Origin of the sequence: Stenotrophomonas bentonitica, assembly GCF_013185915.1 — a bacterium.
GTDB lineage: Bacteria > Pseudomonadota > Gammaproteobacteria > Xanthomonadales > Xanthomonadaceae > Stenotrophomonas > Stenotrophomonas bentonitica.
The window spans coordinates 1,620,177-1,641,876 of record NZ_JAAZUH010000001.1 but is presented as its reverse complement, the minus strand read 5'-3'; the positions used below and the strand labels follow the sequence as shown (position 1 = coordinate 1,641,876).

Annotated in this window: 24 protein-coding genes and 1 other RNA gene; 8 read left to right on the top strand and 17 right to left on the bottom strand. The window is 68.6% G+C overall.

What is annotated here, in order from left to right; all coding sequences use genetic code 11:
* The first annotated feature begins 8 nt into the window (after positions 1-8).
* Positions 9-617 (top strand): LON peptidase substrate-binding domain-containing protein, encoded by a 609-nt coding sequence (locus HGB51_RS07265; RefSeq protein WP_070207316.1) that lies wholly within the window; start codon positions 9-11, stop codon positions 615-617.
* A gap of 1 nt (position 618) precedes the next feature.
* Here HGB51_RS07265 and HGB51_RS07260 read toward each other — a convergent pair whose 3' ends face one another.
* Complete coding sequence (locus HGB51_RS07260; RefSeq protein ID WP_070207317.1) at positions 619-2,610, bottom strand: bifunctional DedA family/phosphatase PAP2 family protein; 1,992 nt, start codon at positions 2,608-2,610, stop codon at positions 619-621.
* 103 nt (positions 2,611-2,713) lie between these two features.
* Between HGB51_RS07260 and HGB51_RS07255 the strand changes: the two genes are divergently transcribed.
* Positions 2,714-3,376, top strand: a complete 663-nt coding sequence (locus tag HGB51_RS07255) for a phosphotransferase (protein WP_070207337.1) — start codon at positions 2,714-2,716, stop codon at positions 3,374-3,376.
* A gap of 7 nt (positions 3,377-3,383) precedes the next feature.
* On the opposite strand, the gene HGB51_RS07250 is transcribed toward HGB51_RS07255, so the two are convergent.
* Entirely contained in the window at positions 3,384-4,076 is a 693-nt protein-coding gene (locus HGB51_RS07250; RefSeq protein ID WP_070207318.1) for a hypothetical protein, read from the bottom strand.
* A gap of 108 nt (positions 4,077-4,184) precedes the next feature.
* Here HGB51_RS07250 and HGB51_RS07245 point away from each other — a divergent pair, with 108 nt between their 5' ends.
* Positions 4,185-5,003, top strand: a complete 819-nt coding sequence (locus HGB51_RS07245) for an SDR family oxidoreductase (protein WP_070207338.1) — start codon at positions 4,185-4,187, stop codon at positions 5,001-5,003.
* A gap of 227 nt (positions 5,004-5,230) precedes the next feature.
* On the opposite strand, the gene HGB51_RS07240 is transcribed toward HGB51_RS07245, so the two are convergent.
* Positions 5,231-6,103: an ion transporter gene (locus HGB51_RS07240; RefSeq protein WP_070207319.1), complete on the bottom strand. Its 873-nt coding sequence runs from the start codon at positions 6,101-6,103 to the stop codon at positions 5,231-5,233.
* Positions 6,104-6,167: 64 nt separating this feature from the next.
* Between HGB51_RS07240 and HGB51_RS07235 the strand changes: the two genes are divergently transcribed.
* Positions 6,168-7,397, top strand: a complete 1,230-nt coding sequence (locus tag HGB51_RS07235) for an acetylornithine transaminase (RefSeq protein WP_070207320.1) — start codon at positions 6,168-6,170, stop codon at positions 7,395-7,397.
* 18 nt (positions 7,398-7,415) lie between these two features.
* On the opposite strand, the gene HGB51_RS07230 is transcribed toward HGB51_RS07235, so the two are convergent.
* Positions 7,416-8,030 (bottom strand): HAD-IA family hydrolase, encoded by a 615-nt coding sequence (locus HGB51_RS07230; RefSeq protein ID WP_070207321.1) that lies wholly within the window; start codon positions 8,028-8,030, stop codon positions 7,416-7,418.
* 113 nt (positions 8,031-8,143) lie between these two features.
* Here HGB51_RS07230 and azu point away from each other — a divergent pair, with 113 nt between their 5' ends.
* Positions 8,144-8,602, top strand: a complete 459-nt coding sequence (gene azu / locus HGB51_RS07225; RefSeq protein WP_070207322.1) for an azurin — start codon at positions 8,144-8,146, stop codon at positions 8,600-8,602.
* A 73-nt stretch (positions 8,603-8,675) separates the two neighbouring features.
* Here the strand turns inward: azu and hemL are convergent, their stop codons facing one another.
* Both hemL and thiE read right to left on the bottom strand, forming a co-directional pair.
* Complete coding sequence (gene hemL / locus HGB51_RS07220; RefSeq protein WP_070207323.1) at positions 8,676-9,968, bottom strand: glutamate-1-semialdehyde 2,1-aminomutase; 1,293 nt, start codon at positions 9,966-9,968, stop codon at positions 8,676-8,678.
* Positions 9,965-10,612, bottom strand: coding sequence for a thiamine phosphate synthase (thiE, locus tag HGB51_RS07215; RefSeq protein ID WP_070207324.1), 648 nt, complete (start codon positions 10,610-10,612; stop codon positions 9,965-9,967). Before thiE ends, hemL begins: the two co-directional genes overlap by 4 nt.
* 72 nt (positions 10,613-10,684) lie before the next feature.
* Here thiE and HGB51_RS07210 point away from each other — a divergent pair, with 72 nt between their 5' ends.
* Positions 10,685-10,876, top strand: a complete 192-nt coding sequence (locus HGB51_RS07210) for a rubredoxin (RefSeq protein ID WP_070207325.1) — start codon at positions 10,685-10,687, stop codon at positions 10,874-10,876.
* Here HGB51_RS07210 and HGB51_RS07205 read toward each other — a convergent pair.
* The 8 genes from HGB51_RS07205 to HGB51_RS07170 form a co-directional block, all read right to left on the bottom strand.
* The gene (locus HGB51_RS07205) at positions 10,873-11,718 is read right to left on the bottom strand and encodes a SirB1 family protein (RefSeq protein WP_070207326.1); all 846 of its coding nucleotides are present in this window, start codon (positions 11,716-11,718) and stop codon (positions 10,873-10,875) included. The genes HGB51_RS07210 and HGB51_RS07205 overlap by 4 nt on opposite strands.
* A 74-nt stretch (positions 11,719-11,792) precedes the next feature.
* Complete coding sequence (locus HGB51_RS07200) at positions 11,793-12,248, bottom strand: DUF192 domain-containing protein (protein ID WP_070207327.1); 456 nt, start codon at positions 12,246-12,248, stop codon at positions 11,793-11,795.
* 48 nt (positions 12,249-12,296) lie between these two features.
* Positions 12,297-12,944 carry a ribose-5-phosphate isomerase RpiA gene (gene rpiA, locus HGB51_RS07195; RefSeq protein WP_070207328.1) on the bottom strand — a complete coding sequence of 216 codons (648 nt, stop codon included), beginning with the start codon at positions 12,942-12,944 and terminating at the stop codon, positions 12,297-12,299.
* 26 nt (positions 12,945-12,970) lie between these two features.
* Positions 12,971-13,447 carry an EVE domain-containing protein gene (locus tag HGB51_RS07190; RefSeq protein ID WP_070207329.1) on the bottom strand — a complete coding sequence of 159 codons (477 nt, stop codon included), beginning with the start codon at positions 13,445-13,447 and terminating at the stop codon, positions 12,971-12,973.
* A complete protein-coding gene (locus tag HGB51_RS07185) occupies positions 13,444-14,034 on the bottom strand; it encodes a 5-formyltetrahydrofolate cyclo-ligase (RefSeq protein ID WP_070207330.1) in 591 nt (196 codons plus the stop codon). Before HGB51_RS07185 ends, HGB51_RS07190 begins: the two co-directional genes overlap by 4 nt.
* 70 nt (positions 14,035-14,104) lie before the next feature.
* Positions 14,105-14,289, bottom strand: a non-coding RNA gene (ssrS, locus tag HGB51_RS07180) — 6S RNA.
* A gap of 85 nt (positions 14,290-14,374) precedes the next feature.
* Positions 14,375-14,671: a cell division protein ZapA gene (locus HGB51_RS07175; RefSeq protein ID WP_070207331.1), complete on the bottom strand. Its 297-nt coding sequence runs from the start codon at positions 14,669-14,671 to the stop codon at positions 14,375-14,377.
* Positions 14,668-14,889 carry a TIGR02449 family protein gene (locus tag HGB51_RS07170; RefSeq protein WP_070207332.1) on the bottom strand — a complete coding sequence of 74 codons (222 nt, stop codon included), beginning with the start codon at positions 14,887-14,889 and terminating at the stop codon, positions 14,668-14,670. The genes HGB51_RS07175 and HGB51_RS07170 overlap by 4 nt, the downstream gene beginning before the upstream one ends.
* Positions 14,890-15,018: 129 nt before the next feature.
* Between HGB51_RS07170 and HGB51_RS07165 the strand changes: the two genes are divergently transcribed.
* Both HGB51_RS07165 and HGB51_RS07160 read left to right on the top strand, forming a co-directional pair.
* Positions 15,019-15,567: a UPF0149 family protein gene (locus HGB51_RS07165; RefSeq protein WP_070207333.1), complete on the top strand. Its 549-nt coding sequence runs from the start codon at positions 15,019-15,021 to the stop codon at positions 15,565-15,567.
* 7 nt (positions 15,568-15,574) lie between these two features.
* Positions 15,575-16,903, top strand: a complete 1,329-nt coding sequence (locus HGB51_RS07160; RefSeq protein WP_141739088.1) for an aminopeptidase P N-terminal domain-containing protein — start codon at positions 15,575-15,577, stop codon at positions 16,901-16,903.
* 567 nt (positions 16,904-17,470) lie between these two features.
* Here HGB51_RS07160 and pepQ read toward each other — a convergent pair.
* The 3 genes from pepQ to HGB51_RS07145 all read right to left on the bottom strand — a co-directional run bounded on the left by pepQ (position 17,471) and on the right by HGB51_RS07145 (position 21,680).
* On the bottom strand, positions 17,471-18,796 hold the full coding sequence (gene pepQ / locus HGB51_RS07155; protein WP_070207373.1) for a Xaa-Pro dipeptidase: 1,326 nt from the start codon (positions 18,794-18,796) through the stop codon (positions 17,471-17,473).
* Positions 18,797-18,876: 80 nt separating this feature from the next.
* Entirely contained in the window at positions 18,877-19,224 is a 348-nt protein-coding gene (locus HGB51_RS07150) for a PilZ domain-containing protein (RefSeq protein WP_070207374.1), read from the bottom strand.
* On the bottom strand, positions 19,221-21,680 hold the full coding sequence (locus HGB51_RS07145) for a DUF1631 domain-containing protein (RefSeq protein ID WP_070207375.1): 2,460 nt from the start codon (positions 21,678-21,680) through the stop codon (positions 19,221-19,223). Before HGB51_RS07145 ends, HGB51_RS07150 begins: the two co-directional genes overlap by 4 nt.
* Positions 21,681-21,700: the final 20 nt, after the last annotated feature.

Below are 21,700 nucleotides of genomic sequence, written 5' to 3'. Positions count from 1 at the left end.
GCGCTGCAATGACCGACACCACGACCTTGCCGCTGTTTCCGCTGCATTCGGCCCTGCTGCCGGGTGCCGCGCTGGGCCTGCGCGTATTCGAGCGCCGCTACCTGGACATGCTGCGCGAGTGCAGCCGCAACGATACCCCGTTCGGGATCTGCCTGATCCTGGAAGGGGAAGAGGTCGGCACCCCGGCCACCCCGGCCACGCATGGCGTGGAAGCGCGCATCGAAGACTTCGACATGGGCGCCGACGGCGTCCTGGTGCTGCGCCTGCGCGGCCACCGGCGCTTCCACGCGCGCCCGCCGCGCATCCGCGACAACGGCCTGATCGTGGCCGAGGTCGAGTGGAGCGCGCCCGACCCCGACGACGAACTGCGTCCGGAACACGCGCTGCTTTCCACCGTGCTGGCGCACATCATCGAACAGGCCGGCAGCGCCTTCGAGCCGAGCCATCCGGCGCTGCTGGATCAGTCGGCCTGGGTCGGCTGGCGGCTGGCCGAACTGATGCCGCTGGAAGAAGCCCAGCGCCTGCAGCTGCTGCAGATGGACGACCCGCACCAGCGCCTGGACGCACTGCTGCGCTGGATGCCGCCCAACGCCACCGTGATCGACGAAAATTGGTAATTCAATAGGTCCTGACGCGTAGCACCGGTATGCCGGTATCCGGATGGTTGCCCACGTCCTGCGGCAGCCCTTCCAGCGCTTCGCGCACCGCCGTCAGCGAAGGATCGATCCCGCGCATCGGCCGCCACATCCCGATCAGCTTGAAATGCTGCTGGTAGTGCAGCGTCTGCGCGCTTCCGAGCCACAACGGCTGGTCGCCCGGCTGCAGCTGGGCCGGCGCCGGCCACAGGCGCAGCGCGAAGATCTCGTTGGGCGCGTTGCCCGGGCGCAGCATCAGCAGCGATTCCACCTGGGTGTCCAGGGTGGCCGGCAGCACCGGCACTTCGTCCTGGGTGGCGGACTTGTCCAGCATCAGCAGCGCCTGCTCCCAGCCGGCCTGCGGCTGCACGCGCCAGCCCTGGCTTTCCAGCCGCTCGCGCAACGGCTCCAGCGGCCCGGCCACCTGCACGTCCAGCGGCCAGCGCTGGTCGTCGTCGAACTCGTTGCGGCGCGACGGCAGGCTGCGCCACTGGCCGCCCCACCAGGCCTGCGCCACCAGCCTGGCCGGCGCAGGCTGGGCCGGTTCGAAGCGCTGCAGCTTCAGGTCGACGTTGCGCGGCGCGTACCACAGCGCGGCCACCGCGAAGGTGCCATAGAACAGCCACGACACCGGCTTGACCCAGAACGAGCGGTTGAAGCGGCGACGGTAGGCAATGCCCAGCACCAGCAGCCAGAACGTGCCGAACAACATGCCGCCGATCACGTCGCTCAGCCAGTGCGCGCCCAGGTACAGCCGCGCGAATCCGATCAGGCTGACGATGATGCCCGACAGCAGGTACGGCCACACCCGCGTGCGCCCGGGCAGCTCACGCGCGATCAGCACCGCGAAGAAGCCGAAGGTGATGGTGGCCATGGTCACCGACACCGACGGGAAGCCGAAGCCGCTGCTCGCGTCCGGCGGCCGCACCACGTCCACCGTGGCGCCCAGCAGCCGGGTCAGGGCCAGGCCGAAGGCCAGCGCGGCCAGCCAATGCGCGGCGGCCATCCAGCGGCGGCGCCAGATCAGGTAGCCCATGGTCACCACGGTCGGCGGCAGCAGTACCTGCCAGGCGCCGAGCGAGGCCAGCGCGGCCATCGGGTAATCGGCCAGCGGGTTGCGCAGCGCCAGCATCGCCTGGTGCACGGCCAGGTCCAGGCTCAGCGGTTCGCCATGCGCGACCACCGCCATCAACAACGCGAACCAGCCCCAGCCCAGCAACAGCAGCATCAGCGCCAGCATCGCCAACGGCACCGACTCGCGCCGTTGCGGGTCGAACACGGAGACCGAATAACGGCCCAGCGTGGGATGGCGCTGCGACCATTGCAGCAGGCTGGCCAGCCAGCTGTCCATGCGCGCGGCCGACCAGCGGTAGCCGTACAGCACGATCGCCCAGACCACGCCCATCACCACGCCGACCAGCGCCAGCACCATCACCAGCCGCCCGGCCACCGCCGCGACCGCGTCGTAGGCTTCGCCCAGCACCCAGCCCGGTGCAAGGAACAGCACCGCCCAGGAAATGCTGGCGATGCCGCTGGCCTGTACGTAGCGCATCGCCGGCATGTTCATCATCCCGGCGATGGCCGGCACGAACGGGCGGATCGCGCCCACGTAGCGGGCCACCAGGATGCTCTTGAACGCATTGCGGCGGAACATGGTTTCGCCACGGTCGAGCAGCTGCGGGTAACGGCTGAACGGCCACACCCCGCGCAGCCGGTCGCCCCAGCGCCGGCCTATCCAATAGCTGATGCCATCACCGGCGAAGGCGCCCAGTGCCGCGCACGCCACCGCATACGGTCCCGAGATCTGGCCCAGGCCAATGAAGACGCCCACCGCGAACAGCAGCGGCAGGGCGGGCACGATGGCGCCCAGCACGATCACCGCATCGCAGAAGGCGATGAGGAAGATGACCGCGCCGGCGAGCACCGGGTGAGCTGATATCCACGCAAGCGTGGCATCGATCCATGACGAGTCCATCGGCTGATTATAGAGGCGGCAACGTGACTGACTGCCCGACAGGGCCGCCCGGTGTTCGTCATGGGGCGGCAAAGAACGCGGTCCGCCGCCTAGAATGGCCGGCATGAACCGTCCGCTCCCGCCCGCGTCACATGCCCTGAAGGCCGACAGCTTTGGCCGCATCCTGTTGATGGAACAGGACGGCCGGCGTTTCGTCCGTCGCGACCTGGGGGCCACGCCGTGGTGGCTGCGCCTACCGGCCTGGTGGCTGGCCCGACGCGAGGCGCGCGCGCTGGCGCACCTGGACGGGATGCCCGACACCCCAGCGCTGCTGGCCTGGAACGGGCGTTGGCTGGACCGCAGCTTCATGGCCGGCGACGCCATGTACCAGCGCCCGCCGCGTGGCGACATCGCCTATTTCCGCGCCGCGCGCCGCCTGCTGCAGAAGGTGCACCGCCACGGCATCGCCCACAACGACCTGGCCAAGGAAGCCAACTGGCTGGTGCGCGAAGACGGCAGCCCGGCGCTGATCGATTTCCAGCTGGCGGTGATCGGCAACCCGCGCTCGCGCTGGATGCGCCTGCTCGCCCGCGAAGACCTGCGCCACCTGCTCAAGCACAAGCGCATGTACTGCCGCGAAGCGCTGACCCCGGTGGAAAAGCGCGTGCTGAAGCGCCACTCGTGGGTGCGCGACCTGTGGTTCCGCACCGGCAAGCCGGTCTACCGCGTGGTCACCCGCAAGATCCTGCACTGGGAAGACAACGAAGGGCAGGGGCCGAAGCCCTGACAATCACCTACGGCGTCGCAGGTACCACCTGCTGCCCGATGAAATTGCGCTGCGCATCGAAGTCGTAGCCGATCTGCACGGCGCCGACATCGGCACAGGCGTGGCATTCGCGCAGGGGCGTGCGGTACAGCAGGCGAACGCCGCCGCCGTCCAGCGGTGTGCTGGCGGCCGCCTGCGCCGGCGGGAACGGCATGGCCTGCGGGTCGGTGGCCAACAGCGCCTGCACGCCCGGGTCCGCACGCAGCGTGTCATCCAGCTGCACGTTGTCCACGTCGATGCGCTTGCCGCTGGCGTCGATCAGGCGGGTGCCTTCGTTGGTGTTGGCGCGGAACGGATAGGTGACGGTGGCAACGCCGATGCCGTCCTGGTCGTGCCAGGCGCTGGCAAAGGCAAGCTCGCCGCCGCTGGAGAGCTGCTCGGCGGCAGCGATGGCGTCGGCATTGGCGCCGGCACTGCGCATCGCGGCGATCAGGCATTCGCGGGTGGCCGCAGCCTCGCCCTGGCGGCAGCTGTTGAGGTCGCCGCTCCAGACCACCGCATTGCTCCAGCGCAGGTTGGCGTTGGCGGCTGCCGATGGGGCGGTCGCGTCGGCAGCGGCAGCCGGTGTTGGCGCCTCGGCCGCATCAGAGGGGTTGCGTTGGCACGCAGTGGCAAGAACGAGCAGACCCAGGACGGGGAACAGACAGCGGGAACGGCGCATGGCAGGGACCTCGCAGCGGTAACCAGGTTGTCACTATCGTCAAGGGGCGGTTAATTGCGCGTGGGCGCGGCATACTGGGCCCATCATGAATTCGCGGGAGTGATCGACGTGGCCAGTCTGCAAGGGAAAACCCTGTTCATCACCGGTGCCTCGCGCGGCATTGGCCTGGCCATCGCGCTGCGCGCGGCCCGTGACGGCGCCAACGTGGCGATCGCGGCGAAGTCGGCGGTGCCCAACCCGAAGCTGCCGGGCACCATCCACAGTGCGGCCGAGGCGGTCACCGCCGCGGGCGGCCAGGGCCTGGCGCTGAAGTGCGACATCCGCGAGGAAGACCAGGTGCGCGCCGCCGTGGCGGCCACCGTGGACACCTTTGGTGGCATCGACATCCTGGTCAACAACGCCAGCGCGATCTGGCTGCGCGGCACGCTGGATACGCGGATGAAGCGGTTCGACCTGATGCAGCAGGTCAATTCACGCGGCAGCTTCCTGTGCGCACAGGCGTGCCTGCCGCACCTGCTGCAGGCGCCGAACCCGCACATCCTCACCCTGGCGCCGCCGCCCAGCCTGGACCCGAAGTGGTGGGGGCCGCATACGGGTTACACCCTGGCCAAGATGGGCATGAGCTTCGTCACCCTGGGCCTGGCCGCGGAGTTCGGACCGCAGGGCGTGGCGGTGAATGCGTTGTGGCCGCGTACCGTGATCGCCACTGACGCAATCAACATGATTCCGGGCGTGGACGTGGGCGGCTGCCGCACGCCGGAGATCCTGGCCGACGCCGCGCACGCGGTGTTGACGCGTGAAGCGAAGGGGTTCAGCGGGAATTTCCTGCTGGACGATGAGGTGCTGGCGGAGGCGGGTATCACTGACCTCAGCGGATACGCGGTCGATCCGTCGCGACCGTTGTTGCCGGACTTGTTTTTGGATTGACGGGCCGGAGCAGCCACGCAGGGCGTGGCTCTACCCCCACACGTGCGCAGGTGTTGCTGTCGTCAACGTCCTGCGCACGTAACAATTCGTAGTGCCACGCCCTGCGTGGCACCCGCGCGCAGCGCGGCCCAAGCATCCGAAGCCGCACGGGATCGGTCACCGGTTACGCGTCCAACGTTTAACCCCAACCGACACCACCCATCAGGCCTGCACAGACCCGAGATCGTTCATTGATTGAACGTCTCCGGCAACGCATGCCCACACGCCCGGCAATGCTTCGCCTCGGCCTCATGCCCTTCCAACCCACACGAAGGGCACCCACGTGCATCGCGCTTGGCGGCACGCTCGGCATCGCGCATCGTATTGGCCAGCTCGGCGGTATAGATACCGGTCGGCACGGCGATGATGCTGTAACCGATCAGGATCAACACCGAGGTCACGAACCGCCCCAGCACCGTCTGCGGCACGATGTCGCCAAATCCCACCGTGGCCATCGTCACCACCGCCCAGTACATCGCACTGGGAATGCTGGTGAAACCGTGGTTCGGCCCTTCGATCACGTACATCATCGTGCCGGCAATGATCGTGATGGTGACCACCGTGAACAGGAACAGCAGGATCTTGCGCCGGCTGCGCCACAGCGACTCCATCAGCACGCCGCTTTCTTCGATGTAGCGGGTCAGCTTGAGGATGCGGAACACGCGCAGGATGCGCAGCGCGCGCACCACCAGCAGGCTCTGCGCGCCGGGGATGAACAGCGACAGGTAGGTGGGCAGGATCGAGGCCAGGTCGATGATGCCCCAGATGCTGAAGGCATAGCGCAGCGGCCGTTTCACCACCACCAGGCGCAGCAGGTACTCGGTGGTGAACAGGAGGGTGAAGCCCCACTCCACCACGTACAGCCAGCTGGCATGTTCGATGTGGAAGCGCTGCACGCTGTCGAACATCACCACCAGCACGCTGGCGATGATCGCGTAGACCAGCAGCAGGTCGAAGTTGCGCGAGGGCCGGGTGTCGTGCCGGTAGATGATGTCGAACCAGGTCCGGCGCCAGCCGGCCTCGGTCGCGGGGTTGAGCTGGGGGGCGCGGAAGGGGTGCATGGGCCGCATTGTGCCCCAGCCGGTGGAGGGGGAGAATGGAGGCTTTCCCGGACCCCTGACCGCCATGACCGCCGCTGCCCCCGATCCGCTCCTGTCCCTGTCGCATTACTACCTGCCGGTCTACAAGCCGCGCCAGGTGGTGCTTGAGCGCGGCCAGGGTGCCCGCGTCTGGGACACCCAGGGCCGTGAGTTCATCGACCTGGCCGCCGGCATCGCCGTGTGCGGGCTGGGCCACAACGACCCGGACCTGAAGGCCGCGCTGATCGAGCAGGCCGGCAAGCTGTGGCACACCAGCAACGTGTTCTACAGCGAACCGCCGCTGCGCCTGGCCGAAGAGCTGGTCACCGCCTCGCGCTTCGCCGAGCGGGTGTTCCTGTGCAATTCCGGCGCCGAAGCCAATGAAGTGGCGATCAAGCTGGTGCGCAAGTGGGCCTCCTCGCAGGGCCGCCCGGCCCACCAGCGGGTGATCGTGACCTTCCGCGGCAGCTTCCACGGCCGCACCCTGGCGGCGGTGACCGCCACCGCGCAGCCGAAGTACCAGGAAGGCTACGAGCCGCTGCCCGGTGGCTTCCGCTACGTCGACTTCAACGACGAGGTGCAGCTGGAAACGGCGATGGCCGCCGGCGACGTCGCCGCGGTGATGCTGGAGCCGATCCAGGGCGAGGGCGGGGTGATGCCGGCCAAGCCGGGCTTCATGAAGCGCATCCGCGAGCTGTGCGACCAGCACAACGCACTGATGGTGCTGGACGAGATCCAGGTGGGCATGGGCCGCACCGGCACCCTGTTCGCGCACTGGCAGGACGAGGTCAAGCCCGACATCGTGACCCTGGCCAAGGCGCTGGGCGGTGGTTTCCCGATCGGCGCGATGCTGGCCGGGCCGAAGGTGGCCGAGGTGATGCAGTTCGGCGCGCACGGCACCACCTTCGGTGGCAATCCGCTGGCCGCTGCGGTGGCCCGGGTGGCGCTGCGCAAGCTGTCCTCGCCGGAGATCGCGCGCAACGTGAGCCGGCAGTCGCAGGCGCTTCGCGATGGACTGGGGAAGATCAACGATGAGTTCAAGGTGTTCGGCCAGGTGCGCGGTCGCGGCCTGATGCTGGGCGCGGTGCTGGACAAGGACTTCGCTGGCCAGGCCGGCGCGATCCTGGACCATGCGGCCGATCAGGGCCTGCTGACGCTGCAGGCCGGACCGGATGTGCTGCGGTTCGTGCCGGCGTTGAACATCACCGATGAAGAAGTCGCCGAAGGCCTGAAGCGGCTGCGGGCGGCGGTGCAGTCGTACATCGCGTCGCGTTGAGGCGCCACGCAGCGTGGGTCAGGCATCCAGGCCGAAGCGGTGCATGAGCTTGCCGAAGCTGCGGCTGTCGTGGGCGGTGTCGGCATGCAGGCCGGCCTGGCGGGCACCGCGCACGTTGACGAACAGGTCGTCGACGAACAGGGTGTGGGTGGGGCGTGCGTTGAGCCGCTCCACCGCTTGAAGGAACACGGTCGGGTCGGGTTTTCGCCCGCCCAGTTCGCCGCTGCACAGGATGCGGCCGTCCAGCGCTGCGGCAAGGCCCGGCAGGATCAGCGGAATCGTCATCGCCATCAGCGCACCGTTGTTGGTGAGGATCGCGATCGGCAGCGTGCATGCGATGCGTTGCATGCGTTCGATCACGCCATGTTGCGGCGGTGAAGCGGCGATTCGTGCGGCCTGCCACTGCGCAACGCTGATCTCCGTGCCCAGCGCGGCGCTCAGTTCCTGCAGGTAAGCGCTGCTGTCCATGCCCTCGTCATGGCGCCGCTCCAGTCCGCTGTCGAACAACGCGGCCTGCACCTCGGCGGGCGTACGCCCGCACGTGTCGGCCAGATGCCGCACGCGCAGGTGCCGCGCGTAATTGACCAGCACGCCGTCGAAATCCAGCAGCAGGCAGTCCAGGGCGACGCGCATGGTGTCTGTTGTCGGTGCAGTAGCGGCTGACGTTACCGCATTGGACGCCGTTGCTGCGACATCGCGTCGCACCACGGTCACCACCGGCCTGCCTAGAATTGCAGTGTCTGCCGATGGAGATCGCCGTGAAACTGCTTGTTCCCGTGTTGCTCGCTGGCCTCACCCTGGCCCCCGCCGCGCAGGCGCGCATGTGCGCGGTGAGCCTGGACAGTACCGACCATATGAGCTTCAGCCAGAAGGAGATCAAGGTCGCCGGCGACTGCACCCAGGTGAAGTTGACCCTGCGCCACACCGGCAAGCTGGCCGCCACCGCGATGGGGCACAACTGGGTCCTGACCCGCACCGCCGATTACCAGCCAGTTGCGATGGCGGGCATGCGCATGACCCTGGCCGACAGTTACCTGCCGAAGAAGGACGCGAGGGTGCTGGCGCATACCGCCGTGATCGGTGGTGGACAGAGCACCAGCGTCACCTTCTCCACCGCCGCATTGCGCAAGGGTGGGGACTACACGTTCTTCTGCTCGTTCCCCGGGCATTTCGCGATGATGAAAGGAAAATTCGTCTTCGGCTGACGGCGCAGCCACGCAGGGCGTGGCTCTACCGTCCTCGCTTTCGGTAGTGCCACGCCCTGCGTGGCACCCGCGATCAACCCGCCTTGACCACCTTGAACGCCTCGCGCGCCGCGTCCAGGGTCGCGTCGATGATCGCGTCATCATGCGCGCTCGACAGGAACCCGGCTTCGTACGCCGACGGTGCCAGGAACACACCACGCTCCAGCATGGCGTGGAAGAACCGGTTGAAGGCCGCGATGTCGCAGGCCGTTGCCTGCGCGTAGGTTTCCACCTTCTGGTCGGTGAAGAACAGCCCGAACATCGCGCCCACCTGGTTGGTGGTTACCGCCACGCCCGCCTCGGCCGCGGCTGCTTCCAGCCCGGCGCACAGGCGCGCGCTGGTAGCGGAGAGGCGATCGTGGAAGCCCGGTGCCTGCACCAGTTCCAGCATCGCCAGGCCCGCAGCCATCGCCACCGGGTTGCCGCTCAGCGTGCCAGCCTGGTAGATCGGGCCGGCCGGGGCGATCTGCGACATCAGCTCGCGGCGGCCGCCATAGGCGCCCACCGGCATGCCGCCGCCGATGATCTTGCCGAAGGTGGTCAGGTCCGGGGTGATCCCGTAATGCGCCTGCGCGCCCCCCAGGGCGACGCGGAAGCCGGTCATCACTTCGTCGAAGATCAACACCGCGCCGTACTGCGTGCACAGCGCGCGCAGGTGCTGCAGGTAACCGTCGCGCGGCGGAATGCAGTTGGCGTTGCCCACCACCGGTTCGATGATCAGGCCGGCGATGTCCGCGCCCTGTTCGGCGAACAGCGCGGTGGCGGCATCGAAGTCGTTGTACGGCAGGGTCAGGGTCAGCTCGCTCAGCCCGGCCGGCACGCCCGGCGAGGTCGGCACGCCCAGGGTCAGCATGCCGCTGCCGGCCTTGACCAGGAACGAGTCGCCGTGGCCGTGGTAGCAGCCTTCGAACTTGACGATGCGGTTGCGGCCGGTGGCGCCGCGCGCCAGCCGGATCGCCGACAGGGTCGCCTCGGTGCCGGAGTTGACCATGCGCACCATCTCGCACGACGGCACCAGGCGGGTCAGGGTCTCGGCCATGGTCACCTCGGCCGCGCACGGCGCGCCGAACGACAGGCCGTTGTTGATCGCCTGCTTCACCGCCTGGCGTACCGTGGCGTGGTTGTGGCCGACGATCATCGGGCCCCACGAGCCCACGTAGTCGATGTAGCGGTTGCCGTCCACGTCGTACAGGTAAGGGCCGTCGGCGCGTTCGACGAAGAACGGCTCGCCGCCCACCGACTTGAACGCGCGCACCGGCGAATTGACGCCGCCCGGCAGCAGCGCCTGGGCGCGGGTGAACAGGGCGTGGGACTGGTCGTGGTTCATGCGGAAGGTTCCTGGAAACGGGCGAGGTAGGCGCGCAGCGTGGCCACCGGGTCGGCGGCGGCGAACACGCCGCTGACCACGGCCAGCAGGTCGGCGCCGGCGTCGATGAGCGGGCCCACATTGTCCGGGCTCAGCCCCCCGATCGCCACCCGTGGCACGCCCAGTGCGGCGCTTTGCCGCAGCAGGTCCGGGTGGGCGCGGCTGCTGGTGACCTTGGTGGTGGTCGGGAAGAACGCGCCGAAGGCCACGTAACTGGCCCCGGCGGCCACCGCGCGCTGGGCGTTTTCCAGCTGGTCGTAGCAGGACGCACCGATGATGGCCTGTGGGCCGAGCAGGGCGCGGGCCGCGCCGATGTCGCCGTCGGTGCCGCCCAGGTGTACGCCGGCTGCACCGACCGCCAGCGCCAGCGCCGGGTCGTCGTTGATGATCAGCGGCACCCCGTGCGCGGCGCACAGCGCCTGCAGGGCCCGCGCCTGTTCGTGGCGCAGGTCGCTGCTGGCGGTCTTGTTGCGGTACTGCAGCCAGGTCGGGCCGGCGGCCAGCAGGGGCTCGACCCGCGCCAGCAGGCGGGCGGTGTCGGCGTCGTCGGGGGTGATCAGGTACACGCCGCGCACGGGCGCGGACGGGGGAACAGGGGCTGTCATCGATGGCTACCGGTAGCGCGGCGGGAGTGGGACAATGGCCTATGACCGTACTGTCCAACGCCTGATTATCCGATGACCGACGCCACCGCCACCACCTTCCGCACCTGGATGTGCGTTGTCTGCGGCTTCATCTACAAGGAGGCCGACGGCCTGCCCGAAGAGGGCATCGCCCCGGGCACCGCGTGGGAAGACGTGCCCGACACCTGGACCTGCCCGGACTGCGGCGTGACCAAGGACGATTTCGAGATGGTCGAGATCGACTAATGTAACCGCGGCACCCTGCTGCCCATTTCCACCAGCTTCTCCCGGACCCACTGCGCGTCATTGGCCTGGGCATTGCGCTGCAGGTACAGTCCCAGGTCGTGGCGGGCGCCGGCTTCGTAATCCAGCTGCAGGTACGCCAGCCCCCGATCGCGCAGGGCATCGTCCTGCTCCGGCGCCAGCTTCAGCAGGCGGTCGGCACTGCGCGCGGCGCGGTCCCATTCGCTGCGCTCGGCATACACCCCGTGCAGGTTGCGCAGCATGCGCATCAAGATCGCGCGCGCCGGCGCCGCGTCCAGGATCTGCGCCAGCACCTGGTCGTCCGGCACTTCGCCGCCCAGGTGCGAACGCGCGCGTTCGCGCAGCTCTTCCACGTCCAGCGGCCGGCCGCCGTTGAACGGGTCCATCACCAGCATCCCGTCGTCGACCGGCAGCCGCACCAGGAAGTGTCCCGGGAACGACACCCCGTCCAGCGGAATGCCCAGCCGCCGCGCCACTTCCATCTGCACCATGGCCAGCGAAATGGGGTTGCCCAGGCGGCGTTCGAACACCTGGTTGAGGTAGCTGTTGCGCGGGTCGTAATACTCGCCGTGGTCGCCGCCGTAGCCCAGCTCGTCGAACAGATGGCGGTTGACCGCCGCGATCTTGAGCGGCCAGTGCGCGATGGTGTCCACCTCGCTGCGCAGGTGGTCGGCGTGGCTCTGCACCAGCGCGTCGTAGACCTGCGGGTCCAGGTCGGGGTACTCGTCGCGCGCGATCAGCAGGGCCGTGGGCAACAGCGGCAGCGCCTCGTCGTCCAGTTCGGCCAGGGAGTCCCACGCCGGCAATGTCATGTGCCCCTGCATGGACACAGACTGGCGACAAATGCGGAGCGATTCAAGCGGTGCGGCGTGAAAACAACGCCGCCACCGCAGGGCGTTCAGGGCTGGTCGGCGATGCCGGGGCCGAAGGTGAGCTGGGCCCCGTCCTGCAGGCCCAGTTTCTCGGCCTGGCCGGCATTGAGCTCCAGCACGTAGCGTGCCGGACCGCTGCTGGGGTAGGGCGGGCAGCGGTCGCCGGCCGAACACGGCGGCACGTCGCGCTGCTGGCTGACCAGGCGGCGCTGGTCATCGAAATACAGGATGTCCAGCGCGATCTTGGTGTTCTTCATCCAGTACGCCTGCAGCTCCTGGCGCTCGTGCAGGAACAACATGCCGTGGTCGGCAGGCATCTCGTCGCGGAACATCAGCCCGCGCGCACGCGATTCGTCATTGGTGGCCAGTTCGACCTGGTAACGGGCGCCGCCCAGTTCCACCCAATGGCTGGTGCCGGTGCTGGCGCAGCCGGACAGGGTAAGCAGCAACAGCAACGGCAACAGCAGGCGCATCAAGCGCATGGGCAGACCCTCGGGCAGGAGCCGGCACGGGCGTGCCGGCAGGGGGTATCAGAACACCTTCGGCGGTTCGCCGCCAACAATCACCACGTCGGCCGGGCGGCGCGCGAACAGGCCCACGCAGACCACGCCGGGCAGCTGGTTGAGTTCGCGTTCCAGCGCCACCGGGTCTGTGATCTGCAGGTGGTGGATGTCCAGGATCTGGTTGCCGTTGTCGGTGATGACGCCTTCGCGCCAGGCCGGCTGGCCGCCGGTCATGTCCATGATCCGGCGCGCGACCAGGCTGCGTGCCATCGGAATCACTTCCACCGGCAGCGGGAATTTCCCGAGCACCGGCACCTGTTTGCTCGGGTCGACGATGCACACGAAGCGCTCGCTGGCCTCGGCGATGATCTTCTCGCGGGTCAGTGCGGCACCGCCGCCCTTGATCAGGCACTTGTTGCCGTCGCACTCGTCGGCGCCGTCCACGTACAGCGACAGGTTGCCGGTGTGGTTGAGTTCCAGCACTTCGATGCCGTGCTGGCGCAGGCGCGCGGTGCTCTGCTCGGAGCTGGACACGGTGGCCTTGATGCGGTGCTGGATACGGGCCAGGCCGTCGATGAAGTAGGCAACGGTGGAACCGGTGCCGACCCCGACGATCATGCCGTCTTCGACGTATTCCAGGGCTTTCTCTGCGGCGAGGCGTTTGGCTTCGGACATGGCGGGAAACTCGTACGGGAAAGGGGTCAGTGCTTTTCGAGCGACAGCAGCAGCTTCCACTGCGCGGCGGTAACCGGGATGATCGAGAGGCGGTTGCCGCGCGCGGTCAGCGCGAAGCCTTCGCCCAGGGCGTCGGCATGCAGCTTGATCTCGTCCAGCGAAATGGTGTCGCGCAGCTTGCGCTCGAAGGCCACGTCCACCAGCAGCCAGCGCGGCGTTTCGCGGGTGGCCTTGGGGTCGTAGTAGTCGGACTTCGGATCGAACTGGGTGTCGTCCGGGTACGCTTCGGTCGCGACCGTGGCCAGCCCGACGATGCCGGGTACCTTGGTATTGGAGTGGTAGAACAGGATGCCGTCGCCGACCTTCATGCCGTCGCGCATGAAGTTGCGCGCCTGGTAGTTGCGCACGCCGTTCCAGGGTTCCTGGCCCACGCGCTTGAGGTCGTCGATGGAAAAGGCGTCCGGTTCGGACTTCATCAGCCAGTAGCGCTTGCGTGCGGTCATTCGGGATCGTTCGGTACGGGGAAATGGGTGGCAGCGTCGGTACAGATCGCATCCACGCCGACGTCCCACGGCTGCACCGGCAGGTCATCCACCTGCTGCACCGAAAAACCGACGCCCACCAGCCACGGCGGAGCCGGGCGCTGCTGGCGGAATGCGAAGCTGCGATCATACCAGCCGCCTCCCATGCCCAGCCGCCGGCACTGCGTGTCGAAGCCCACCAGCGGCGCGGCCACCAGCGTCATCTGCGCCGGCGCCAGCGTGTCGGCAATGGCAATGTCGGGTTCGGGAATGCCGAAGCGGTTGGCGGTCAGCGGCTGGCCCGGGCGCCACGGCGCGAAGCGCAGGGTGTCGCCGTCCAGCACCGGCAGGCAGTAGCGCACGCTGTCGGGCAGGCGCATCTGCCAGCGGTGCAGGGCGATCTCGCCATCCAGCGCCCAGTAGCCGGCCACGTGGCCGTGGGTGGGCGCGAAGGGCAGGGCAAGCAGGGCATCGGCGAGCTGTTCGGCGGCGGCCAGGCGCTGCGCGGCGGGAATGTCTCGGCGGCGTTGGCGCAACTGCTGGCGCAGTGCGGAGCGCGGGTCGGTCATGCCTGGGTCCGTTGGGGCCGGATAAAACAAGAGCGACGTCCCGATGGAACGTCGCTCTTGCAGGAATACTGCATTCTCCGCGGTGACGATGCGTGCGAAACGACCTTGAACCCGGGGTTCAAGTGGGTACGCTGGGACTCCTTCGGGCTTCCCGCTACAAGGCGGACCTGCACTCCCGGCGCCGTCGCGCACCCGTGGTCGTAATTAAGGGACAAGGCGAATGTTTGCACACGCCGTCGTTCACAGCAGAGAACGCGAGGCCATTATAGCCAACGCCGCGAAATCGGATACCCCGTTCGTCGGTCGGATTACAGGCCAATTCAGAACAATGAAGAACGGATCACGCGCCGTCGATGGCGCGGTCCAGGCGCCTGTTCAGATCGGCAAGCGTCTGCTGCAGGGCGACTGCCTGGCGCGCGTAGTCATCGCGCAGCTGCTGCAGTTCATGGGCCAGGTTGAGCGCGGCCAGCACGGCGATGCGGTCGACCGCGGCCATGCGGTTGCTGCCGCGGATCTCGCGCATCTTGGCATCGAGCAGGCGCGCGGCGGCGGTCAGGCTTTCGCGTTCGTCCGCGCCCACGCCCACCGTGTACTCGCGGTCCAGGATGCGGACGCTGACCGGTTCGTTCTGGCTCATGTGTGCTGCTCCAGCGATTTGAGCCGGGTGATCATCGCTTCCACCCGGGAGCGGGCCTGCTCGTTCTTGGCCAGCAGCTGCGAGCGCTCGTTGACCAGCGTCTCCTGCTGGTGGCGCAGGCTGCGGTTCTCCTCGGCCAGGCGCTGGTTGCGCTCCAGCAACGCCTCCACCCGGGCGGCAAAGGCCTGTAACTGGGCGATGGCATCGGAAGGTTCCATGTCCGGCACGATAGGCAAGGGGACTGGAGCCGGTCAAGCGAATAATGAACACCGGCGGATTGATACACTGTGGCGCTGCCACCCCGGGGTCGCCGGCTGTCCCGGCGCCCCACCAGATCGAGCCTTGAAATGACCGAACTTCCGAGTGTCAACGACGTGAACCAGGCCAGCCAGGCGGCCGGCCTGGGTGCCAATGCAGCCGAGCTGCACGGCGGCCTGTGCGGCTGGCTGTCGGCCGGCGGCGCACCCGTGCGCGAATGGCCGGCGCGGGTGCTGGCCGACGACAACGCGCCCACCCCGGTCGACGGCGATGCGCTCGACCAGCTCCGCGTCGCCAGCGTGGCGCAGCTGGAAGACCGCGACTTCGCCTTCGAGCTGCTGCTGACCGACAGCGAGGACACCGCCGCGCAGGCCGACGCGCTGTTCACCTGGGCGCGCGCCTTCCTCGGCGGTTTCGGCCTGGGCGCGGGCAGCAAGCGGCCGCCCCTGTCCGAAGAAGGTGAAGAAGCGCTCACCGACCTGGCCAAGCTGGCCCAGGCCTCCAGCGAGGACTTCGAGAGCGGCAACGACGACGACGAGGACGCGCTGGCCGAGATCGAAGAGTTCATCCGCGTGGCGGCACTGCTGCTGCACGGCGACTGCGTGATGGCCGCGCGCCACCGGCAGCGCCTGAACTGAGATGGGCATCCATGCGTTGACCGGCATTTCCGCCGCCGAGTACGCCGGCCGCCGCCAGCAGCTGATGGAGATGGCCGGTGATGACGCCATTCTGGTGCTGCCGGCCGCCTCCGAACGGGTGCGCAGCCTGGATACGCATTACCCGTTCCGCCAGGACTCGGACTTCTGGTACCTGAGCGGTTTCCCGGAACCGGACGCGGTGCTGGTGCTGATCCCGGGCCGCCGCCACGGTGAAGTGATCCTGTTCTGCCGCGAGCGCGACGCCGAGCGCGAAGCCTGGGACGGCGCCCGCGCCGGCCAGGAGGGCGCGGTTTCGCAATACGGCATGGACGATGCCTACCCGATCGACGATCTGGACGACATCCTGCCTGGCCTGCTGGAAGGCCGCTCGCGGGTGTACTACCACTTCGGGCGCGACGCGGAGTTCGACCTCAAGCTGATCGGCTGGGTGAACCGCGTGCGCTCGCAGGTGCGGCACGGTGCGCAACCGCCGCACGAGTTCCTGGAGCTGGGCCACCTGCTGCACGAGCAGCGGCTGTTCAAGTCCGACGCGGAAATCGCACTGATGCAGCGCGCCGCCGACATCACCGTGCAGGCGCACCGCGCCGCCATGCACGCGGCGCGACCGGGCATCCACGAGTACGAACTGCAGGCGGACCTCGAACGCGTGTTCCGCGCCAACGATGCATGGGCGGCGTACGGCAGCATCGTCGGTACCGGCAGCAACGGTTGCATCCTGCATTACCGCGCCAACAACGCACGCAGCCGCGACGGCGAGCTGGTCCTGGTCGACGCCGGCGCGGAGTTTCGCGGTTACGCCAGCGACATCACCCGCACCTTCCCGGTCAACGGCCGCTTCAGCGCCGAGCAGCGCGCGCTGCACGACCTGGTCGGCGCAGCGCAGGCCGCCGCATTGGCCCAGGCGCGCCCCGGCGTCGCCTACGAAGCCGGCCACCTCGCTGCCGTGCAGACCCTCACCGAAGGCCTGCTGCGGCTCGGCCTGCTCAAGGGCACGCTGGAAGACAACATCGCCGAAGGCCACTACCAGCGCTTCTACCGCCACAAGACCGGCCACTGGCTCGGCCTGGACGTGCACGACGTAGGCGACTACCGCCTCGCCGGCGACTCACGCATGCTCGAAGTCGGCATGGCCTTCACCATCGAGCCGGGCTTGTACATCGGTGCGGACGACACCAGCGTGGAAGCGCGCTGGCGCGGCATCGGCATTCGTACCGAAGACGATGTGGTGATCACCGATGACGGGCACCACGTGTTGACTGCAGCATTGGCGCGAAGTGCCGATGAGATTGAAGCGGAGATGTTGGGTTCGCGCTGAAAGCAGCGTCTCAGTTTCTACGTGCAGGGGCGGCCGCCGGGCAGCCCCGCTCCGGGATAACACGTGCCTTCGGCCCGCGTTATCCGCGCATTCCACCTTAACCCCCCGCCTTCGGCGCGCCCCCTTCAACAAGAAGGGGGCTTTTCTCCAGAGAGATCGCCCCACCTGCGAGAGAAGACACGCATGGCGTGTCCCTACGCGGGTTCGACCGTGCGCTGGCCCGCTTTGGTAGGGTCGGTTCCCAAACGACTGCCGTGAAATCATCCGCGCCCGGTGACGCATTGAAATGATCGGTCCCTGCTTTTTCCGTGGCCACCGGCCCACTGTCAAAGGGTCGACCGGGGTCGGTTTGCGGGGGAATCGGCGCCATGGATGGCGTCCGCTTAGCCCCCATGGATGGGTTTACGGCGACCCCGCAAACCGGCACCGGGCGGCCCAAGCCAGGGAAACGGTGCGCCTGCGGCTTTTCGCCTGAATCCAACAGCAGCCGGGCAAGGCCCGGCTCTACCACCTGAATCCAACAGCAGCCGGGCAGGGCCCGGCTCTACCGGATGGCGTCGAATGCCGTTACGCCTTTGCGAACTCCGGACGCGTCAGGTTGTCCGCATCGCCCTCGGTGCACAGCACCTCGTCCTCGATGCGGATCCCGCCGTACGGGCGGAAGAAGTCCACGCGGTTCCAGTCGATGCTGTCCGCATGGCCGCGCTGCTTCACCTCGTCCAGCAGCATGTCGATGAAGTACACGCCCGGCTCGATCGTCACCACCATGCCCGGCTCCAGCGAGCGGGTCAGGCGCAGGTACGGATGACCTTCCGGACGCTCCACCCGGCCGCCCCGGTCGCTCGCCGCAAAGCCCGCCACATCGTGCACCTGCAGCCCGATCAGATGGCCCAGCCCGTGCGGGAAGAACGCCGCGCTCACCCCCGTCGCCAGCGCCGCTTCCGGCGACACCTTCAGCACCCCGAAGTCCTTCAGGATGCCCATCAACGACAGGTGCGCATCCACGTGCAGCTGCTTGTAGTCCACCCCCGCGCGCACCCCCGCGCCCATCTGCTGCTGCGCCGCGTCGACCGCCTCGATCATCGCCTGGAACTCATCGTGGCCACCCGCCGCATACGTACGCGTGATGTCGCTCGCGTAACCGGACGCACTCGCGCCCGCATCGATCAGGAAACTACGCAGCGGCTGCGGCGGCGTACGCCCCAGGTCCGTGTAATGCAGTACCGCCGCATGCTCGTTCAACCCGATGATGTTGCCGTACGGCAGCTCATTGGCGTCCTGGCCCACCGCACGGCAGTACGCCATGTGGATCTCGAACTCGCTCGCCCCCGCACGGAACGCCGCCTCCGCCGCACGGTGCCCACGCACCCCCAGTCGCTGCGCCTCGCGCATCAGCGCGATCTCGTACGGCGTCTTGTACGCCCGGTGCCAGTCCAGGTAATGGATCACCGGCTCCGGATTGTTCGGCACGAACCCGCCCAGCGCACTCTGCGGCTCACCCAGGATCGCGGAGCGCGACGCATCGCGCGGCAGCAGTGCCAGCGCCTCGTCCGCCGTGCGGATGATCTCGATGTCGAAATGCTCCACCCACCAGCCGTTGGGCGCGTCCGGCACCACGTGCCAGTAATCGAACGGCTGGTGGAAGATCACCTTCGGCCGCTGCCCCGGCGTGTACACCACCCAGCTGTTGGGCACCTTCGTCAGCGGCAGCCACGCCTTGAAGTTCGGATTCACCGCATACGGATAATCGCGGTCATCGAACGCCTGGTAATGCAGCGTCCCGCTGGGAATCACCAGATGATCGAACCCCCCACGGGCCAGCGCCTGATCCGCGCGTTGGCAAAGCACGCGCACGTGCTGGGAATACAGGGCACCAAGGTCGGACTGGTTCATCGCGGGGGCTCATCAGGCAGCGGAATGCAGCCCCTGATTCTGCCGCAATCGGCCAGCGCGTGCTGTGCCGGAACCGGCACTCAGACCGCCGAAGATTCCTCGGCGATCCACGCCCGCAACTGCTCCTTGTGCTCCCGGCTGAGGGTCAGGAAGCGGAACCCCGCCCAGCTCTGCCCGGTCACATGGCTGGGCTCGTTCCACAGCAGGTGCACGCCCACGTCCAGCGTCTGCGGCTGGCCATTCGCCCCGGGAATGGCGAAGCGCATCTGGTACAGCGCATCCTCGTTCATCGGCACCGAGCACAGCATCAGCATGCCCGTCTCGGAAATATTGCCCAGGCGCCCGATCACGGCTTCGGCCAGCGTGTCCGTCACCGGCACCTGGTCATTGACGTTGCGGCGCGGCGCGCGGCGGGTGTCGTCGTTCATTCTTCAGACTCCGCAGGGGTCGACGTGCCGGCCAGCGAACGCAGCGTGCGCAGGGTCGCCTGCCACGCCCGGTCGATCAGGCGGCTCTTGCCTTCGCTGACCAGCCGCGCCTGCCCGTGCGCCATCAAACGGGCCAGGCCGTCCAGCGAATGCTCGGCCACCTTCTGCCCGCGCGGATTCACGAACAGCGCGTTGTCGGTGATCAGGCTGTACCAGGACAGTCGCTGGCGACGCATGTCGCCCTGCTGGTTGGTGGTGAACTCGAACCACGTACCGAACGGCAGCGTGCGCAGCTGGCGGTAGTAGTCCTCCTCGGCCGGGCTGCGCGCCAACGGCGCCTCGCGCCGGGCTTCGGTGCCCTCGGCCTGCTCGCCCAGCCGCGAGCGCGCACGGATGCGCGCGGTCAGCTCGGTGCGCGAGCTGGCCTCGTCCTCGCCCCCCGGGGTCGACAGGCGCCGCGCGATCGCCGACGCCTCGTCCTGGTGGTAACCCACCTGCAGCAGTGCCGATTCCACCTGCTGGCCCAGTTCGGCATCGCTCTCGGCGCTGCCCGGCGGCTGGCAGGTCACCTCGGCGATGCGCGCCGTCTCCTTCTCGCGCGCGTGCCACTGCTCCGAGCCTTCGCCGTTGCGCAGCAGGGTCAGGGTCAGGACGTCCGACCAGGCCTGCTTGAGCAGCGACTGCACGAAGCGCGGCGGCGCGGCCTGCGCGCACAGCTGCTCGATGCTCGCACCCGCCTGCTGCTTGGCCGACTCCAGCCGTTCCTTGCCGCGTGCCGCTTCCACATGCCGGCGCTCGGCCAGCTCGGCCTTGTGCGCCAGCGCGCGGAAGTGCTGCTGGATCTCTTCATTGGCCGCGTCGAAGACCGCCGTGTCGCCTTCGTAGTCGGTGACCACCTTGTCCACCGCGCGGTCCAGCTTCTGCACCAGCTGCGGATCGACATCGTCCTCGCCCAGCCAGTTCGCCCCGGCTTCGGCCACCGCATTGAGCAGTTCGCGCGCCGGGTGCTGGTCGCGCACGAAGAACGCCGGGTCGGACAGCGCCGCGCGGGCCACCGGCACCTGCAGCCGGGTCAGCAGGTCCGCCGCGGCCGCATCCGGGCGCACCTCGCGGTGGATCTGCCCGTACAGCATGTCCAGCAGGTCGAAGGTGTCGGTGTCATTCACCGTCAGGCTGGCCTGCGGGCCGTGCTCGGCGCGCATCTGCGCCAGCAGCGCGTTGTGCAGGTCGGCCATGCTGCGGCGGACCCCGGCGGCCTGTGCCTGCAGCTTGGCCAGCGTGGCATGCACCGCACTGCTGTCCACCGCCACCGGTGGCAGGCGGCTGGCGTCGGCAGGGGCATCGGCCGCGTCAGCCGCCGCTCCGCCCGGACCCGGCACGCCGGCAGCCGGTCCCGTGCCCGTGCCTGTGCCTGTGCCAGCCGCGCCACCGGCAGCGCCGGCGGCCGCAAGGCCAGCAGCACCCTGGCTGTGGCGGGCCGCGTCCAGCAGGTGATGCAGGGCCGACAGCGCCGGTGCGTTCATGTCCGCGCCCGGACCCGGCGTGCCCATGGCGGGCAGCGGCGGCGGTGTCGCGGTGGAGGCGGGCGCGGCGACCGGGCCGATCGCCTCGCTCGTCATCGCCGCCCAGTTGCCCGCGCCAGCCGACCCGCTCCAGCCGGTGACCGGGCGGTTGGCGGCGCCGCCGGCAGCGTTGTTGCCCGCGCCGCGCTCCGGCCCGGTGACGATGCGCCGGGTGGTGGCCGAACGTGCCAGATACGGGGTGTAGACCAGCCCGGGCAGCACGCCTTCGTGGGTCAGCAGGATGTTGGCGCGTTCCAGCAGCTCGCCCAGGCGCTCGATCAACTGGCGGTCGAACACCCGGTACAGCGCCAGCTGGGTTTCCAGCCCGAGCGCGAACTCCTCGCCCAGGTCGCGCGCGATCCGGCACAGCACGTTGGGCCCGAACGGCAGGTCTTCCACGTCGAAGGCCGGCCCCGCCGCGAGCACGCCGAAGCGCTGCCCGAGCAGCTGCAGTGCCCCGGCCGAGCGTTGCGACTCGCGCCGGACGATGTCGGCCAGCACGATGTCGCGGTCGATGTCGGTATCGGTGACCAGGGTCAGGGTGGTGGCCGAGACCGGCTGGGTCGGCGCCGGCACGTGGCGCACGCGCGGTTCGCGCAGGTTGGCCAGCACCGTGCCCAGCGCGTCCAGGAAGCGCGACGCGAACTGCGCGTTGATCTCGTGCAGGCGCCGGGTCTGCGCGTAGATGTCGGCCTGGATCTGGCTGTTGCGGGCGCGCTCGGCGTCGCGGAACAGCTCGCGCTCCAGCTCGACGATGGTCAGTTTGAGCGGGGTACCCAGGGTCTTCTCGGCCAGCGCGTGCAGCGCGGCCAGCAGGTGGCGCACGCGCGGAGGCGCGTTGACGCCGGCGAACCGGGTCGGATCGGGCTGCGATGAAGGTGCGGACGCTGACATCCGTTGTAGGTTCCGGCTCC